The organism is Rhodoferax sp. OV413, from assembly GCF_900104385.1.
GTDB lineage: Bacteria > Pseudomonadota > Gammaproteobacteria > Burkholderiales > Burkholderiaceae_C > Rhodoferax_B.
In genome coordinates this window covers 858,790-874,822 of sequence record NZ_FNJA01000001.1, presented here as the reverse complement: position 1 = coordinate 874,822, position 16,033 = coordinate 858,790, and the positions used below count along the sequence as shown (strand labels likewise).

The 16,033-nt window shown below is 66.0% G+C and carries 16 protein-coding genes and 1 riboswitch; of the genes, 11 read left to right on the top strand and 5 right to left on the bottom strand.

What is annotated here, in order from left to right; genetic code table 11:
• Positions 1-98 precede the first annotated feature (98 nt).
• Both BLT66_RS04010 and BLT66_RS04005 read left to right on the top strand, forming a co-directional pair.
• Positions 99-749: a glutathione S-transferase family protein gene (locus tag BLT66_RS04010; RefSeq protein ID WP_092755937.1), complete on the top strand. Its 651-nt coding sequence runs from the start codon at positions 99-101 to the stop codon at positions 747-749.
• A complete protein-coding gene (locus BLT66_RS04005; RefSeq protein ID WP_092755935.1) occupies positions 746-1,708 on the top strand; it encodes a pyridoxamine 5'-phosphate oxidase family protein in 963 nt (320 codons plus the stop codon). Before BLT66_RS04010 ends, BLT66_RS04005 begins: the two co-directional genes overlap by 4 nt.
• On the opposite strand, the gene BLT66_RS04000 is transcribed toward BLT66_RS04005, so the two are convergent.
• Together BLT66_RS04000 and BLT66_RS03995 are read right to left on the bottom strand one after the other, a co-directional pair.
• A complete protein-coding gene (locus tag BLT66_RS04000; RefSeq protein ID WP_092755933.1) occupies positions 1,705-2,433 on the bottom strand; it encodes an aspartate/glutamate racemase family protein in 729 nt (242 codons plus the stop codon). The genes BLT66_RS04005 and BLT66_RS04000 overlap by 4 nt on opposite strands.
• Before the next feature lie 2 nt (positions 2,434-2,435).
• Positions 2,436-3,323 (bottom strand): transporter substrate-binding domain-containing protein, encoded by an 888-nt coding sequence (locus BLT66_RS03995; protein WP_092755931.1) that lies wholly within the window; start codon positions 3,321-3,323, stop codon positions 2,436-2,438.
• A gap of 178 nt (positions 3,324-3,501) precedes the next feature.
• On the opposite strand from BLT66_RS03995, the gene BLT66_RS03990 reads away from it, so the two are divergent.
• The gene (locus BLT66_RS03990) at positions 3,502-4,773 is read left to right on the top strand and encodes a D-amino acid dehydrogenase (RefSeq protein ID WP_092755929.1); all 1,272 of its coding nucleotides are present in this window, start codon (positions 3,502-3,504) and stop codon (positions 4,771-4,773) included.
• Here BLT66_RS03990 and BLT66_RS03985 read toward each other — a convergent pair.
• The 3 genes from BLT66_RS03985 to BLT66_RS03975 all read right to left on the bottom strand — a co-directional run bounded on the left by BLT66_RS03985 (position 4,721) and on the right by BLT66_RS03975 (position 7,990).
• Complete coding sequence (locus BLT66_RS03985; RefSeq protein WP_092755927.1) at positions 4,721-5,629, bottom strand: LysR family transcriptional regulator; 909 nt, start codon at positions 5,627-5,629, stop codon at positions 4,721-4,723. The two genes, BLT66_RS03990 and BLT66_RS03985, sit on opposite strands and share 53 nt — an antisense overlap.
• A gap of 13 nt (positions 5,630-5,642) precedes the next feature.
• Entirely contained in the window at positions 5,643-6,557 is a 915-nt protein-coding gene (locus BLT66_RS03980; protein WP_255406756.1) for a DMT family transporter, read from the bottom strand.
• 68 nt (positions 6,558-6,625) lie between these two features.
• On the bottom strand, positions 6,626-7,990 hold the full coding sequence (locus tag BLT66_RS03975) for an aspartate aminotransferase family protein (RefSeq protein ID WP_092755925.1): 1,365 nt from the start codon (positions 7,988-7,990) through the stop codon (positions 6,626-6,628).
• Positions 7,991-8,409: 419 nt separating this feature from the next.
• On the opposite strand from BLT66_RS03975, the gene BLT66_RS03965 reads away from it, so the two are divergent.
• From BLT66_RS03965 to BLT66_RS03930, 8 genes are all read left to right on the top strand, one after another.
• The gene (locus BLT66_RS03965; protein ID WP_092755921.1) at positions 8,410-9,561 is read left to right on the top strand and encodes a branched-chain amino acid ABC transporter substrate-binding protein; all 1,152 of its coding nucleotides are present in this window, start codon (positions 8,410-8,412) and stop codon (positions 9,559-9,561) included.
• Between the two features lie 269 nt (positions 9,562-9,830).
• On the top strand, positions 9,831-10,562 hold the full coding sequence (locus BLT66_RS03960; protein WP_092755919.1) for a hypothetical protein: 732 nt from the start codon (positions 9,831-9,833) through the stop codon (positions 10,560-10,562).
• A complete protein-coding gene (locus BLT66_RS03955; protein WP_176954954.1) occupies positions 10,523-11,449 on the top strand; it encodes an ATP-grasp domain-containing protein in 927 nt (308 codons plus the stop codon). Before BLT66_RS03960 ends, BLT66_RS03955 begins: the two co-directional genes overlap by 40 nt.
• A 262-nt stretch (positions 11,450-11,711) precedes the next feature.
• Positions 11,712-11,832, top strand: a riboswitch (guanidine-I (ykkC/yxkD leader).
• A gap of 55 nt (positions 11,833-11,887) precedes the next feature.
• Positions 11,888-12,895: an ABC transporter substrate-binding protein gene (locus tag BLT66_RS03950; protein WP_092755915.1), complete on the top strand. Its 1,008-nt coding sequence runs from the start codon at positions 11,888-11,890 to the stop codon at positions 12,893-12,895.
• Between the two features lie 9 nt (positions 12,896-12,904).
• Positions 12,905-13,684, top strand: a complete 780-nt coding sequence (locus BLT66_RS03945) for an ABC transporter permease (RefSeq protein ID WP_092755913.1) — start codon at positions 12,905-12,907, stop codon at positions 13,682-13,684.
• Between the two features lie 4 nt (positions 13,685-13,688).
• Positions 13,689-14,519, top strand: a complete 831-nt coding sequence (locus tag BLT66_RS03940; protein ID WP_092757001.1) for an ABC transporter ATP-binding protein — start codon at positions 13,689-13,691, stop codon at positions 14,517-14,519.
• Positions 14,516-15,250: an urea amidolyase associated protein UAAP1 gene (locus BLT66_RS03935; protein WP_092755911.1), complete on the top strand. Its 735-nt coding sequence runs from the start codon at positions 14,516-14,518 to the stop codon at positions 15,248-15,250. The genes BLT66_RS03940 and BLT66_RS03935 overlap by 4 nt, the downstream gene beginning before the upstream one ends.
• Positions 15,247-15,900: an urea amidolyase associated protein UAAP2 gene (locus BLT66_RS03930; RefSeq protein ID WP_092755909.1), complete on the top strand. Its 654-nt coding sequence runs from the start codon at positions 15,247-15,249 to the stop codon at positions 15,898-15,900. The genes BLT66_RS03935 and BLT66_RS03930 overlap by 4 nt, the downstream gene beginning before the upstream one ends.
• The last annotated feature ends 133 nt before the right edge of the window (positions 15,901-16,033 follow it).

The following is a 16,033-nucleotide window of genomic DNA, read 5'->3' as shown; positions in this document are numbered from 1 at the left end:
GATAAGTGGAGTAGTTAAATGCAATAAGCGCCATTTATCTTGAAGGGTGGAGTAAACACAATCAGGGCTTCTGCAACCACTAACCCAAGAGACCCACCATGCACGCATCGACAAACCGCCGTCCCGCCCAACCCATCCAGCTGTACCGCCACGTGGTGTCCGGCCACGCCCACCGCGTGCAGCTCATGCTGTCGCTGCTGGAGCTGCCCTTTGACATGGTCGAGGTCGATCTGCTGGCCAAGGCCCAAAAAAGCCCCGAGTTCCTGGCGCTGAACGCCTTTGGCCAGGTACCGGTGATCCAGGACGGCGATGTCACGCTGGCCGATTCCAACGCCATCCTGGTCTACCTTGCCACGCGCTACGCTGCACCTGACACCTGGCTGCCCAGCGATGCGCTGGGTGCCGCCCAGGTGCAGCGCTGGTTGTCGGTAGCGGCCGGGCAGATCGCCTTTGGCCCAGCCGCGGCGCGGATCATCCAGCTGTTCAAATTGCCCTCCGACCCCAGCGACGCGATCCATCGGGCGAATCAGTTGTTTGCCGTGATGGACGCGCATCTGCAGCCGTCCGGCTACCTGGTCGGCAGCGCCCCGACCATTGCCGACATTGCCTGCTACAGCTACATCGCCCACGCACCCGAAGGCAATGTGGCGCTGCAGCCGTATCCACAGCTGCGCGCCTGGCTGGCCCGCATCGAGGCGCTGCCGGGTTTTGTACCCATGGTGCAAACCCGCATCGGGTTGGCAGCATGACCGCCACCTTCCATGCGGGCGAGCGCGCGGTGCAGCAGCGCGCCGGTGTGGCCCAGCGTATGGCCGAGATCGGGCCGCGGGTGATCCGCGACTACATGCCCGACCAGCACCGCGACTTCTTTGCCCAGCTGCCGTTCGTGGTGCTGGGCAGTGTGGATAGCCAAGGCCAGCCCTGGGCGTCGGTGCTGGCGCAGCCGCCGGGCTTCATCCGCTCGCCGGATGCGAGCCGCTTGCGGATACACGCGCTGCCCGCAGAGTCGGACCCGCTGGCGAGCAACCTGGTGGAAGGCGCGGCCATAGGCCTGCTGGGCATAGAGCCGCACACCCGGCGCCGCAACCGCATGAACGGCCGGGTCAATGCGGTGGATGGCGCTGGTTTTGGTTTGGAGGTCGACCAGAGCTTTGGCAACTGCCCCAAGTACATCCAGGCGCGCGAGCCGGTGTATCTGGCACCGGCCAAAGTGCCGGCAGCGGCGGTTGCCGACAACCGTCTCGACGCCGCTGCGCTGCAGCTGGTGCAGGCCGCAGACACCTTCTTCATCGCCACCGCCCATCCCGATGCCGGTTCCGCCGGCGGACGGGCCCAGGGCGTGGACGTATCGCACCGCGGCGGCAAGCCGGGCTTTGTGAAAGTGGAGGTCGATGCGGCCGGCCAGCAGTGGCTGACGGCGCCCGACTTTGTCGGCAACTTCTTTTTCAACACCTTGGGCAATCTAGCGGTGCAGCCGCAGGCCGGCCTGCTGTTCATCGACTTTGACAGCGGCGATCTGCTGTACCTGGCGGTGCGTGCCGAGATCGTCTGGGACGGTCCGGAGCTCGCCAGTTTTACCGGCGCCCAGCGGCTGCTGCGCATGCAGGTTCAGCAGATGCGGCGGGTGCCGGCAGGCCTGGCGCTGCGCTGGGGCGAGGCCCAGCTGTCGCCGGTACTCGAACCTACCGGGGGCTGGAGCGCAGCTTAGGACGCGTAGGCCCGCTGTGCCAAAGCCTGGGCCAGCACCTGCGCCGGGTTGAACAGGCGCAGCCCGGCAGTCTGCGCCGCGCCGTCCAGCGCCAGCGGAATCTCGGTGCAGCCCAGCAGCAGCGGCGCGCCGCCATGGCGTTGCGCCAAAGCCTGGGCCACCTCACCAAAGCAGCGCTGCGCCAGCGGCATGTTGCCGGCTTTCACGCCGTCGTAAATGCCTTGCATGATGCGGGCGCGCTCGGCCGGTGTGGGCAGGTGGCATTGCACGCCGGCGCGCGCCAGGGCCTGCTCGTAGACACCGCTGCGGTAGGTTCCATCGGTGGCCATCAGGGCGGCGGCCGGCACGCCCTGGGACGCCAGGTTCAGCGCCATTTCTTCGGCAATGTGCAGCACATCCAGCTGCGGAAACCTGTCCTGCAAACGGCTGTGCCAGGCATGGGCTGTGTTGCAAGGCATGGCCACGCAGCGCGCACCCAGCGCGGCCAGCCGGCCCAGGGCCTGCAGCATGGGCTCCAGCGGCTGCTGCGCCCAGGCTGCATCGGCTTCCAGCGCCCGCGTGCGGTCCGGCACCGGCACCTGGGCCAGCCAGTGCTCGGGAAAGTGCTGGTCGCTCACCGCCAGGCCCAGGGCCTGCATGCGTTCTATGCAGGACTGGACAAACAGGCGCACAAAGTCCGCGCCGGCGGCGGGCCCCATGCCGCCCAGAATGCCTACGACTTGCATACTTAGACCGCCGGCTTGTCGCTCAGAGCCTTGATGTTGTCGCGCAGCTCCTTGCTCATCGGCAGGTTCAGGTTTTGGCCCTTGGGTGGAATCGGCGACATGAACCACTTGGTGTAGAGCTTCTCGAACTGGCCGGACTTCATCATGCCGCCGATCACGCCGTTGACCAGCTGCTGGAACTGCGGGTCGTCCTTGCGCAGCATGCAGGCATAGGGCTCGACCTGCAGCGAGTCGCCCACCACCTCCCATTCGGTCGGGCTCTTGGCATTGCCGATCAGGCCGAACAGCAGGATGTCGTCCATCGCAAAGGCCGTGGCCCGGCCGCTGTCGACCAGCAGCATGGCGTCGTCATGGTCCTTGCCCAGCTGGATTTCCATACCCAGGTTCTTCTCCAGGTTGTACTTGCGGATCACCTGGGCGTTGGTGGTGCCGGAGGTGCTGGCGACGGTTTTCTTGGCCAGGTCGGCGTAGTTTTTGATGCCCGCGGTCTTCTTCACCAGCAGGCGGGTGCCGGTGTAGAAATGGTTGATGGCGAACTGCACGTCCTTGCCGCGCACCGTGTTGTTGGTGGTCGAGCCGCATTCCAGGTCGATGGTGCCGTTCTGCAGCAAGGGAATGCGGTTTTGCGAGGTGACGGCCTGCAGTGCCACTTTGAGGTCGGGCTTCTTCAGCTGCTTCTTGACCGCATCGACCACCGCGTTGGTGATCTCCACCGAAAAGCCCTCGGGCGTGGTGGCGCCGGCCAGGTAGCTGAACGGCACCGAGGCTTCGCGGTAGGCCACGGTGATCTGGCCGGATTCGGCAATCTTTTGCAGTGTGTCGGCGCTGGCCGATGTGGCAGCCAGGCCGGTGGCCAGAAGCACGGTGGACAGGAGAGCGGAGGTTTGCATGGTGGCCCTTGGTGGTTGGAATGTGGGGGCAGTTTAGGAGCCACTGGCAGCTGCGGATAGTGCATTTTTCGGGGCAGGGTATTACATAAAGTTATGGGTGGTGGCGGATTTGGAACTGTTCAGCCGCGCAGCGCGCATCTAGAGTCCAACCCATGCCAATCAACCAGGGTGAGCGCAAATGCATGTATGTGTTTTAGGAGCCGGTATCGTCGGGCTGGCTACGGCCTATGTGCTGCGCCAGCAGGGGCTGGAGGTGACGGTGGTGGACCGTGCCACGCCCGGAGCCGGGGCCAGCGGCGGCAATGGTGCGCAGCTCAGCTACAGCTATGTGCAGCCGCTGGCTGACCCTGGCATCTGGCGGCAGCTGCCCAAGCTGTTGCTGTCCGCGGATTCGCCATTGAAGCTGCAGCCGCAGTGGGACTTGCAGCAGTGGCGCTGGGGCCTGGCCTTTTTGCGCGCCTGCAATGCCCGTACTTCGGCCAGCAGCACGGCGCAGCTGCTGCAGCTGGCGGCGCGCAGCCGGCTCGGCTTCGAGGCCATGTTGCAGGACCTGGCGCTGGACTGCGACTTCAGCCGCACCGGCAAGCTGGTGGTCTATGCCAGCGCCGACGGCCTGGCCGCGGCTGGCCGGCAGGTGGCGCTGCAGCGGCGCCTGGGCAGTGTGCAGGAAGTCGTGTCGCCGCAGCGCTGCGTGGAACTGGAGCCCGCGCTGCAGCACTACCAGGCGCGCATGGCCGGCGCGGTCTACACCCCGGACGAATGCGCTGCCGATTGCCTCAAGGTCTGCGCCGGCCTGCACGCGGCGCTGCTGGCGCGCGGTGTGCGCTTCGTGCTGGGCGCCGAGGTGCAGGGCGTGGCCCGCCAGGGCGCACGCATCAGCGCGGTACACACCACGGCGGGCACGGTACAAGCCGACCAGTTCGTGCTGGCCTTGGGCAGCGCCAGCCCAGCCTTGGCACAGCAACTGGGTTTGCGCTTGCCGGTGTATCCGCTCAAGGGCTACAGCATCACCCTGGACATTGCGGATGTGCCGCACACCGCCCCGCGGGTCAGCGTGACGGACGCGGCGCGCAAGGTGGTGTTTGCCCGCATCGGCAACCGGCTGCGCGTGGCTGGCATGGCCGAGCTGGTGGGACAGGACAGCCGCATCCCGCCCGCGCGCATCCAGAGCCTGCAGGACAGCACGCACGCGCTTTTCCCCGACTGCGTGCCGGGCGCCGACGTGCAGCCCTGGACCGGCATGCGCCCGGCCACGCCCACCGGCTTGCCGCTGGTGGGGCGGCAGGCGCGCGGGCCGGAGAATCTGTTGCTCAACACCGGGCACGGCGCCCTGGGTTTGACGCTGGCGTTTGGCACGGCGCAGCAGCTGGCCGATGGCCTGCTGGGCCGCGACGTACTCAAGCCGGGCGCAAGGCCGTTTCGACCACCTGCTGCACACACTGCGTCATAGCGCTGGCCAGCAGTGAGCCCGGGCGGTTCACCGCGCGCAAGGCCTTGATGGGCACCACGATCTGCGGCTCCAGCACCAGCACGTCGACCTTGCTGGTATCGGCCGACAAGGCAGTGCAGCTGTCAACCAGGGCCACGGCCAGGCCGTGGTGCGCCAGCGCCAGGGCCGCGTGGTAGGTCTGCACCGTGATGGCCGACGACAGGCCCACGCCGGCCTCGCGGCAGGCGTGGCTGAGGGTCGAGCCCACCGGGTCGCGCACGTCGATGTTCACCACCGGCGTCTGGGCCAGATCGGCCAGGTTCACCACGCCCTGCTTGACCTGCTTGGCGCTGAGCACGCCCTTGGGCGCCACGCAGACCATGCGGCCATCGGCCAGGTGCTTTTGCTCCAGCGAGGGGTGGGCGATAGCGCTGAAGACAAAGCCCACATCGGCTTCCTGCAGCACCAGCGACGAGATGATCTGCGGCGAGTGCAGCGCGTCCATGGTCACCACCACATTCGGGTGCTGCTGGCGGAACAGCTTGAGCGCCCGCGGCAGCACCTCGTAGCTCAGCGCCAGCACCGTCAGGATGTGCAGCTCGCCGTCCTGGTGGCCTTGCTTCAGGCTGTTGGCCAGGCGCTGCACGTCGTCGAGCTGGGCAAACAGCCGCTCGATGTGCGGGTACAGGGTCTGCGCCTCGTTGGTCGGCGTGAGCCGGCCCTTCGTGCGCTGGAACAGCGGAAAGCCCAGCTGCAGCTCGGCATGCGCCAGCACCCGGCTGACGGCCGGCTGGGTCACGTTGATCAGCCGGGCCGCGGCGCTGACGCTGCCGGTCAGCATGATGGCGTTGAAGACTTCGATGTGGCGCAGGCGCATAAAAATTCCTCGTTCAGGACAGTGTGGCCAGCAGCACGCCCAGCAGTGCCACGCCGAAGGCCAGCAACTGCATCGCGCCCAGGGTTTCGCCCAGCACCAGTACGCCGGTCAGCGCGGTGGCAATGGGCAGCAGCACGGTGTACACGCCGGCCTGGGCCGCGGGCACCACGCGTAGGCCGGTCATCCACAGCCAGACCGTGCCTATGCTGGCCGCCATCGCATAGAACACCAGCAGCACCCAGATGCCGGGGTGTACGCCGGCAAACGGGAACGACAGCGCCAGGTACAAGCCCATCGGCGTCATCAGCGCCAGGCCCCACAGGTTGATCAGCGCGCTGATGCGCTTTGGGCCTATGCTGCCGGTGAGCTTCTTGCCGATCACCGCATACGCGGCCTCGCACAGCACGGCGCCAAATACCAGCAGATTGCCCCATAGCTGGTTTTTTGATGCCAAATCGGCCTCTGGTGCAGGTAGAGATTGCGCAAGGTGCTCTTGTTTTGATAGTGCCAACAGCCCCATGCCGAGCACGCCGCAGGCCACCGCCGCCCAGACCCGCAGGCCTATGCGCTCGCCCAGCAGCAGCCAGCTGAACAGGGCCACCGTGGCCGGAATCGCCGCCAGGATCACCCCGGCCGACACCGCCGTGGTCATGCTCACGCCGTACAGCATGCAGATCGAGAACAGGAAGTTGCCCAGAAAGGATTCCAGAAACACCAGCCCCTGGGTGCGCCGCGACATCGGGCCTTCGGAGGCCGGTTTTTTCAGCCAGGGCAGCATGGCGATGGCCGCAATCCCGAAACGCAGCCAGGCCAGCAGAAACACCGGCAAGGCCACGACTAGCGGTTTGCTGAGCGCCACATACACGCCCACCAGGGCCATGCCCGCAGCCAGGCACAGGCGGGCGACGAGGTGAGAGGGGTGGAACATCGTTTTATGATTTTGATAGCGGGCAGCGCAGACTGTACCTGCGCTGGAGGCCTGAAAGACTTGAAATGTCAGGCGGCCAGAAAAGCGTCCAGGCCGTCCAGCACCTTGTGCACATCGGCCGCCGTGGTGGCTGGCGACACCAGCAGCATGCTGTGGAAGGGCGTCAGCAGCACGCCGCGGTTCAGCATGAACAAATGCAGCAGCGCCTCCAGTGCCGGCTGGCTGCTGCGGCGCACGTCGTCGGCGTTGCGCGGCGGCTGGGCGCTGCAGTGCAGCTCCATGCGCGCGCCCAGCTGGGTCAGGCTCCAGTCCAGGCCATGGGCGGCGATGCGCTCGCGCAGGCCCTGCGCCAGCGTGTCGGCCAGCGCCAGCATGGGCGCGTAGGTGGCGGGCGTGTGCAGATGGGTGAGGGCCGCGTGCAGCGCGGCCAGGGTCAGGGCGTTGCCGGCCAGGGTGGTGCCGATGCCGCTATGGCCTTCGGGCGCGGCCTGCTTGGCCTCGCGCATGCGCTGGGCCAGCGCATCGCTGAAGCCGTAGACCGCGCAGGGCAGGCCGCCGGCCACGGCCTTGCCGATGACCAGCAGGTCCGGCGCCAGGCCATGCACGCGGGCGTAGCCGCCGCAGCCGGTGGACAGGGTATGGGTTTCGTCCAGCGCCAGCAGGGTGCCGTAGCGCTGGCACAGGGCCTGCGCGGCAGCCCAGAAGCCCGGCTCGGGTAGCACCAGGCCGCAGTTGGTCAGCGCCGGTTCGGCCAGCAGGCAAGCCACCTGGCGGTCGGCCAGCGCCGCCTCCAGCGCGACCAGGTCGTTGAACGGGATGATGCGGGTAAAGGCCGCGTGGTTGTGCACCTGGCCCAGGATGGACGGGCGGGCTACGGTTTTGCCATCGACCAGATCGACCAGGGTGTCGTCCACTGCACCGTGGTAGCAGCCGTCGAACACCAGCAGCTGCGGCCGCTGGGTCACGGCGCGGGCCCAGCGCAGCAGGAAGCGGTTGGCGTCGCTGGCGGTCAGCGCCATCTGCCACTGCGGTAGGTCGAAGGTGGCGGCCAGCAGCTGGCCGACCTCGGCGGTTTGCGTGGAGGGCAGCATGCTGGTCAGCCCGCGGCTGGCCTGCTGGGCAATCGCCTGGGCCACCGGCGCCGGGCTGTGGCCGAACATGGCGCCGGTGTCGCCCAGGCAGAAGTCGCTGTAGGTCAGGCCGTCGGCGCAGGTGAGCTGCGCGCCCTGCGCCTGCTGCACGCACAGGCTGGCCGGGCTGGGCCAGTCGCGCATCCAGTGCAGCGGCACGCCGAACAAAAAGTGCTGCGCTGCCTGCTCGGCCAAGGCCATGGAGCGCGGGTGGCTGGCGGTGAAGCGCTGGGTTTCGGTGGCGAAACGCCGGGCCAGGGCGGCCGGGGCGAGGGCAGGGTGCTGGGGCAGGGCAGTGGTCATGGGCAGAAAGCTACCACGCCGCCAGATGCTGCGGCGAAAGCGGGGTACACAGCGTGTTTAAGGTATGAATTGAAATCATGTATTTTGGAAAATTGATCGATATTCATAAACGCTGTCGATCCTTAGCATTGACAGCATGCAAAAGAACCAGCCTACCAACCTAGTAGATTTATTCATCATCTGTCACAGCTACCAGCTGATCCCATATGTGCGCCACGCCGGCGTTCGGGCGCTGCATCCGGCAGTGCCGCAGAGGCCCGCGCCGGCCCGGACGCCCGGCCTCTTGGCGTATTTGGGGCAACTGCTGGCGCCTGCCAAGGCTTAGCGCGCCGGCCGGGGGAGGCTTCGGCAGGTGGCCTAAAGCGTGCTTGTGTTACATAGGATTACAAATCAACCCTTGTTACACCGGAGTCTTCCCCATGCTAGAGCGATTTTCCTGCAGCAGCCTACCCACCTTGGCGGGTATTGCCTGTGCCCTGTTGCTGCAAGGCTGTGACAGCCCACCCGCCACCATCAAGATCGGCGTGGCCCAGCCTTTGACCGGCAACCTGGCGTCTCTGGGGCAGGATTTGCTGAACGGCGTCACCCTGGCGGTGGACGAGTTGAACAAGGAAGGCTTCAAGATCGACGGCAAGCCGGTGACTCTGGAGGTGGTGGCCGTGGACGACCGGGCCAATGCCGATACCGGCAAGGAAGTCGCGCGCCAGCTGGTCGATGCCGGCGTGGTGGCCGTCATCGGGCATTTGAATTCGGGCGTCAGCATTGCCGCCGCGCCTATCTATGCAGAGAAGAGCATTGCCCAGATGGCGATCTCCACCAACCCCAAGTACACCGCGCTCGGCCTGGCCACCACTTTCCGGCTGGTGGCCAATGACACCATGCAGGCCAAGGCCATCGGCAGCTATTCGGCATCGCAATTCAAGGCGACCAAGTACGCGGTGCTGGACGACGGCACCACCTACGGCAAAGACCTGGCCGCCGGCGCCGCCGTGCAGCTCAAGCTGGCCAACAAGGAGGTGGTGTTGACCCAGTCGTTCGACGACAAGACCAAGGATTTCGAGGCCCTGGCCGGCAAGCTCAAGGCTGCGGGCGTGGAGGCCATGGTGTCCACCCTCAACGACTTCCAGGTGCTGGCGCTGCTGGAGGAGCTGAAGAAGATCGACTACACCCGTGTGTCTGTGCTGGGCGGCGACACCATCAAGACCACACTGATGCTCAAGGGCGGGGCGATTCCGCAAGGCCTGTTCGTCACTTCGTCGATCCAGGAAGCGCGCGAGTTCCCGGCCGGCCCCGCCTTTCTGGACAAGTACCGCGCCAAGTTCAAGCTGGAGCCCGCTTATGGAGGCCATTACACCTACGATGCCACCTATGTGCTGGCAGCCGCCATCCGCCGCACCAAGTCGGCCAAGCCGGCGGCCATCGTCGAAGAACTGCGCCGCATCGACGGCTATGCGCCGGTGACTGGTTCCATGAAGTGGGACGCCAAAGGCGAGCAGCGCTACGGCGTGATCGGGGTCTACCGCGCCCGCGACGGGCTGTGGGAGCTGCAGGTGCGCTCCGACGTTTGGTAAAGCTCGCCTAGGTCGGCGCTGGTCCGCACGGGGCGCGACTGGTTGTTAGAGGGCTCTGGTTTTCCCCCAAAAGGTGGAAAACCGGGGTGACGTGGTGCCGGGGCGCGTCTATCGTTGGACGACATACAAAACGTCTGACGAACGACCCAACAACGACCCAATGCGAGGCAGCGCCATGAACCCCTATCCACAGACCCCCACACGCGGGACCGCAGCATGACCCAGCATGCAGCGCGGACGCGCCGAGTGCACACTCCCCGGAGCCTGGCATGAACCCAGTGGTCCTGGTGCTGGCCCATGCCGAAGACGACGGCGCGGCCTCGGTCGCCGCCTCGGTGCGCAGCCTGTTGCAGCCGCGCCACCACCGCACCGAAGTTTGGGGCGTGCGGCCCGAAACCCTGGGCCAGGCCAGCTGGTCGCATACCGTGGACAGCCATGGCCGGCCGCATACCTGTCTGGCCTTGCCGGGCCGCCCGGAGCTGGACAGCACGCAGATCCGCGCCGTGTTCAACCGCATCCAGCACCTGCCGATTCCCCCCAGCACCCATGCCAGCGAGCAAGACCATGCACAGGCCGAGCGCGAGTTCCAGGCGCTGGTGCTGAGCTGGCTGGCGGCCTGCGGCGACCGCGCGGTGCAGCCCCTGCGCAACCAGCCCTGGCTGACGCCGCAGCTGCCGGTGCTGCAATGGGCGGCCGCTGCCACCCGCTGTGGCCTGCCGGTGGCGGCCCGTGACACCGCCGCCTCGGCTGAACCCTGGGACGCCACGGTGCTGGTGGCCGGTACCCACACCACCGGCATCCTGGCCACCCGCTTTGGCGTGGCCTGCATTGCCACCGCCCAGACCCTGGGTTTCCGGGTGCTGGAGTTCCGCTTCGTGCGCCGCGACGATGTAGTGGAGCTGGTCGACGTGTCGCCGCACCCCGACCTCAGCGACATGGAAGACATCGATGCCGTCGCCTTGTGCATCGCCGACCTGACGGAGACGGTGGTCACGGCATGATCCTGGTCTACGGCCCAGGTAGCGACCCTTCGATCCAACATCTGGTTGCCGCTTTGCAGGCCGCTGCAGCGCGTTATCAGTTGCTGGACATGGACGATCTGGACCAGGCCGCGCTGCACATCGAAGTCGGGCCGCAGGGCTTGCACGGCGTGCTCACGGTAGACGGCCAACAAATCGCGCTGGACGCCATCCGCGCCATCTATGTGTACCCGCAGCTGCCGGCTTATGTGCAGAGCAGCCGCTCCCGGCTGGCGCTGCACCAGCAGCTGCTGGCCTGGCTCGACATGGTGCCCGGTGTGGTGGTGAACCGGCCTGCCGCGCTGCAGGCCAATGCCTGCAAACCCTGGCAGGCCCAGCGCATCGGCGAGGCCGGCTTTCTGGTGCCACCCATGCTGGTTACGTCCGACGAGGCCGAGGCCTACGCCTTTTTGCAAACCCACGGGCGGGCGGTGTTCGAATCCGCCAGCGGCGTGCACACCACGGTGTCGGCGCAGGACGGTGGCTGGCTCGCGCACATGCAACACCAGGCGCCGCTGCCCAGCCAGTTCCAGGCCTATGTGCCGGGTGTCGATGTGCGGGTCCATGTGATCGGCCAGCAGGTGTTTGCCGCCAAGGCCCGCAACGGCACCATAGGCTCCCGCCAGGCCTATGGCAGCGAGGCCTTTGTGCAGGCCGTGGCCACCAGCTTGCCGATTACCGTGGAGTCGCAGTGCGCGGCCATGTCCGCGTCCATGGGCTTGCATGTGTCGGGCATAGATCTGCGCCTGTGCCCGGATGGCGAGTACGTGTGCTTCGAGGTCAACTCGGCGCCCACCTACCGCGATCTGGAGCAGCAAAGCGGCTTGCGCCTGACCGCCGCGCTGGCCCAGTTGCTCATGGGTTTATAAGAAAACTGCCTCTGGCGCTTATATAAGCTGCGCAGGCAGCTATCTAAATAGTAGCAACTGGACTTGCGGGCTGTGCATTCCTGGTGCATCGCAGGCGTGCCCAGGCACCAGCGGGGTGCGGCTGCGGCAGTTGTACCGGGCTGCGTCCACCCGCTATACCAGCCCTCCCATTGGGCCGTGCCCGCAATTGGCGGCTCTGGCCGAACTGGCACCGAATTTGCATGCTCCTATGCCGCGGGGGCAGCCACACTGGATTGCTTCTACAAATGACCGCTAGGGTTCCGGCCGCTTGATGCATTCGAGCGGTGTCTGGTCCGAGAGCAGTCGGCCAACAGCGGCCCATACCGCTGCAGGCTCCACGGCGGGACAAAAGCCCGGGAGGTTCACTTCGTAATCGAGGTGGTCTCCCGCATTTGTCCCTCAACCTGGAGCCCTGCTATGTCTTCTTCTTTCCTGTCGATTTCCCGCGCGTTCAAACGCAGCGTCGCTGGCGCCTGCATGGTGCTGGCCGGTGTGGCTGCCACCAGCGTCGCCACGCCGGCTGCAGCCGAAGTCAAGGTCGGCCTGTCCGACTGGCCGGGCTGGGTCGCCTGGTACGTGGCCGAGCAAAAAGGCTTCTTCAAGAAGCACGGCGCCGACGTCAAGCTGGTCTGGTTCGCCAACTACACCGACTCCATTGGCGCGCTGTCGTCCGGCCAGCTGGATGCGAATTCGCAAACCTGGTCTGACACACTGGGCCCTCTGGCCAAGGGCCTGCCACTCAAAGCCATTCTTGTGAACGACAACTCGGCCGGCAACGACGCTCTGATGGTCGGCCCCAAGATCACCTCCTTCGCCCAGCTCAAGGGCAAGAAGGTGGCGCTGGAGCAGTACAGCATCTCGCACTTCGTGCTGGCCACCGCGCTGGCCAAGAACGGCATGAAGCTGGGCGACGTGAAGATCGTGAATCTGTCGGCCGGCGATGCCGCTGCCGCTTTCATCAGTGGCAAGGTCGATGCGGCCGTGCTGTGGAACCCCTGGGTGCACCAGATCGAAGCCAGCGGCAAGGGCAAGCCACTGTTCACATCCAAGGACATGCCAGGCCTGGTGCCCGACCTGCTGGTGGCGCAAGACAAGGCCATCCAGACCAAGCGCAAGGAGCTGGTCGGCATGATCAAGGCCTGGTTCGAGACCGAGAAATTCATCCGCGAACAGCCCGCCGAAGCCGCCAAGATCATGTCCAAGGTGGTCAGCATGTCGCCCGAGGAATACACCGTGTTCCTGCCTGGCACCAAGTTCTTCGACGCCGCCGCCAACACCCAGGCCTTTGATGTCAAGAACCCCTTGTCGCTGTCCAGCACCGCGCCGACCATCGCCGCCTTTTTGACCCAGTACAAGCTGATCGACGGCAAGCCCGATGCCGCCAAGGGCATAGACGGCACGCTGGTCCAAGATGCGCTGAAGTAGGTCGTCCCCATGTGGTCGATAAGACTGGCGATCTCGCGTCGCAGTTACGGCTTGCTCGCGCTCGCCGGCCTGGTGGTTCCGCTGCTGGGCTGGGCGCTGCTGAGCGCGTTTGCCGGCGTCAGCCCGGTGTTCTTGCCGGGTCCGCAAAAGGTGGTGGCGCGCATCCTCACCTGGGCCATGGAAGACGACTTGCTGGGAGACGCCGCCATTAGCACCCTGCGTGTGGTCACCGGCTGGGCGCTGTCGGCCCTGCTGGCGCTGCCGCTGGGCCTGCTGATCGGCAGCTGGCGCGCGGTGCAGGCGCTGCTGGAGCCGCTGACCGACTTCATCCGCTACATGCCGGCCGTGGCCTTCATCCCGCTGGTGATGCTGTGGGTGGGCATCGACGAAGGCGCCAAGGTGGCGATCATCTTCATCGGCACTTTCTTCCAGATGGTGTTGATGGTGGCCGAGGACGTGCGCCGCGTGCCGATGGCGCAGATCGAGGCCGCGCAGACCATGGGCGCGACCCGGCGCGAGGTGCTGGAGAAGGTGATCCTGCCGTCGGCCAAGCCCGCGCTGCTGGACACCTTGCGCATCACCATGGGCTGGGCCTGGACCTATCTGGTCGTCGCCGAACTGGTGGCTGCGAATTCGGGCCTGGGCTTTGCGATTCTGAAGGCCCAGCGCTTCCTGCAGACCGACAAGATCTTTGCCGGCATCTTGCTGATCGGCTGCATCGGCCTGGCTATCGACCAGCTGTTCCGCCTGCTGCACCGCAAGGCTTTTCCTTGGATGCATGGACGCTGAAATGATGAAGATCGAATGCAAAAACGTCTGGAAGTATTTCGGCCAGACCACCGCGTTGAACGACGTGAACCTGGGCATCTCCAACAACGAGTTCGTCACGCTTGTGGGCGCTTCGGGCTGCGGCAAGTCCACCTTGCTGCGCACGCTGGCCGGGCTGGAAACCCATAGCAAGGGCGATGTGCTGGTCGACGGCCGGCCCATCACTGGGCCAGGCCAGGACCGGGCCATGGTGTTCCAGCACTACAGCCTGTACCCCTGGCTGCGCGTGGCGGAGAACATCCGCTTCTGCCGCCAGCTGAGCGCCCAGACCCGCGACCGTAGCAGCGCCGATGTCGAAGCCGCGTCCGGCCGCGCCGACGCACTGCTGCAACTGATGGGGCTGACGGCCTCGGCCCAGGCCTATCCGAACCAGCTGTCGGGTGGCATGCAGCAACGCGTGGCGATTGCCCGGGCGCTGATGGGCAAGCCGCAAATCCTGCTGATGGACGAGCCCTTTGGCGCGCTGGACGCGCAGACCCGCGAGGTGATGCACGACCTGATCTTGCACGTGCACCGCCTGGAGCGCACCACCATCGTCTTCGTCACGCACGACGTGGAAGAGGCCATCTACCTCGGCCACCGCGTGGTGCTGATGGCGCCGCGGCCCGGCCGCATCGACTCGGTCTACGACGTACCACTGCCAGCCAAGCGCGAGCAGGACATGAAGCTGGCGCCCGAATTCCTGCGCCTGAAGCGCCAGCTGCTGGACCGCATCCGCGAGACCTCGGGCATGAAAACCGACCTGGACCAATTGCAAAAACTCACGCAAATGGCCGACGAAAGGAACCCTGTATGAACCCCATCCCCGCTAACCGTCTGTTGTGGGAGGAACACCTTCCCGGCGGCAACCACTGGTCTGGCCGCCTGCGCCGCGGCACCGCTTTGCGCCTGACCGACCTGCAAGGCGGCGCGAATGTCTCCGCGCTGTTCTTTAACGCCGAGCAGCCGCTGGAGCGCTACAACATGCCCGACACCTTGAAGTCGCAGCACACCGCCTTCCTCACCGCCGGCTATGTCTGCCAGTCCGACATGGGCCGCGTGCTGTGCTCCATTACGGCCGACAGCCTGGGCTGGCACGACACCTGGTGCGGCGTCAGCGACGCGGCCATGGTGCTGGCCCAGTACGGCGAAAAGCGCTACCAGCAGCACCGCAACGCCATGCACCGCAACGGCCGCGACAACCTGCTGATCGAACTCGCCAAGTGGGGACTCGGCGCGCGCGACCTGGTGCCCAGCGTCAACTTCTTCAGCAAGGTGGTGCCCGATGCCGATGGCGCACTCAGCCACGTTCCGGGCCACAGCCTTGCCGGCAGCCATGTCGATCTGCGCTTCGAGATGGACACCCTGGTCGTGCTCAGCAGCGCACCGCATCCACTGGATGCAAGCACCACGTATGCGCCCGCTGACGTGCAGCTCAGCGCTTACCGCGCTGACGCTGTAGCGGCAGACGACGCTTGCCGCAACCAGTGCGCACAGAACGGCCGCGCCTTCACCAACACCGAGCGCTACGTAGGAGTCGCAGCATGAGCAAGCTTTTGGAAAGCCCATTGAGCCCGGCCACCGCCGTACTCGACCAGACCTGCCTGGCAGGCGATCCGTGGATGGCCACCGTGCGTGCGGGCCAAACCCTGCGCATCCTCGACCTCGAAGGTAACCAGGCGGTGGACACGCTGTTCTACAGCGCCGCCAATGCCGAGGAGCGCTACAGCGCGGCCGACACCATTGCCCGCAACGGTCAGCTCTACCTGGGCCTGGGCTCGCGGCTGTACTCCAGCGAAGGCCGGGTCATGTTGACGATCACGGCCGATACCTGTGGCCGCCACGACACCCTGGGCGGCGCCTGCTCCAGCGAGAGCAACACCGTGCGCTACGCCTTGGACAAGCGCCCCATGCACAGCTGCCGCGACAGCTTCATGCACGCGCTCTGCCACTGCCACGAGGCGGGCGTGCTGGGCTTGGGCAAACGTGACATCGCACCCAACATCAACTTCTTCATGAACGTGCCGGTGACGCCCGAGGGCCACCTGAGCTTTGAAGACGGCATCTCCGGAGCCGGCAAGTACGTGGAGCTGCGCGCCGAGATGGACGTGGTGGTGCTGATCTCTAACTGCCCGCAGCTGAACAACCCCTGCAATGGCTACAACCCGACGCCGATCCGCTTATTGGTCTGGGATTGAGTTGCTATTGAATCCGTAGCTGCTGGCGCAGGTGTTATCTGCGCCAGAGCCCGATTTTCCTTAAATTTTGCCCACGGGACGGCTCGTGGTGCGCCATTGACCTGGCGGGACGACCCGCCCCATGAGGGACCAC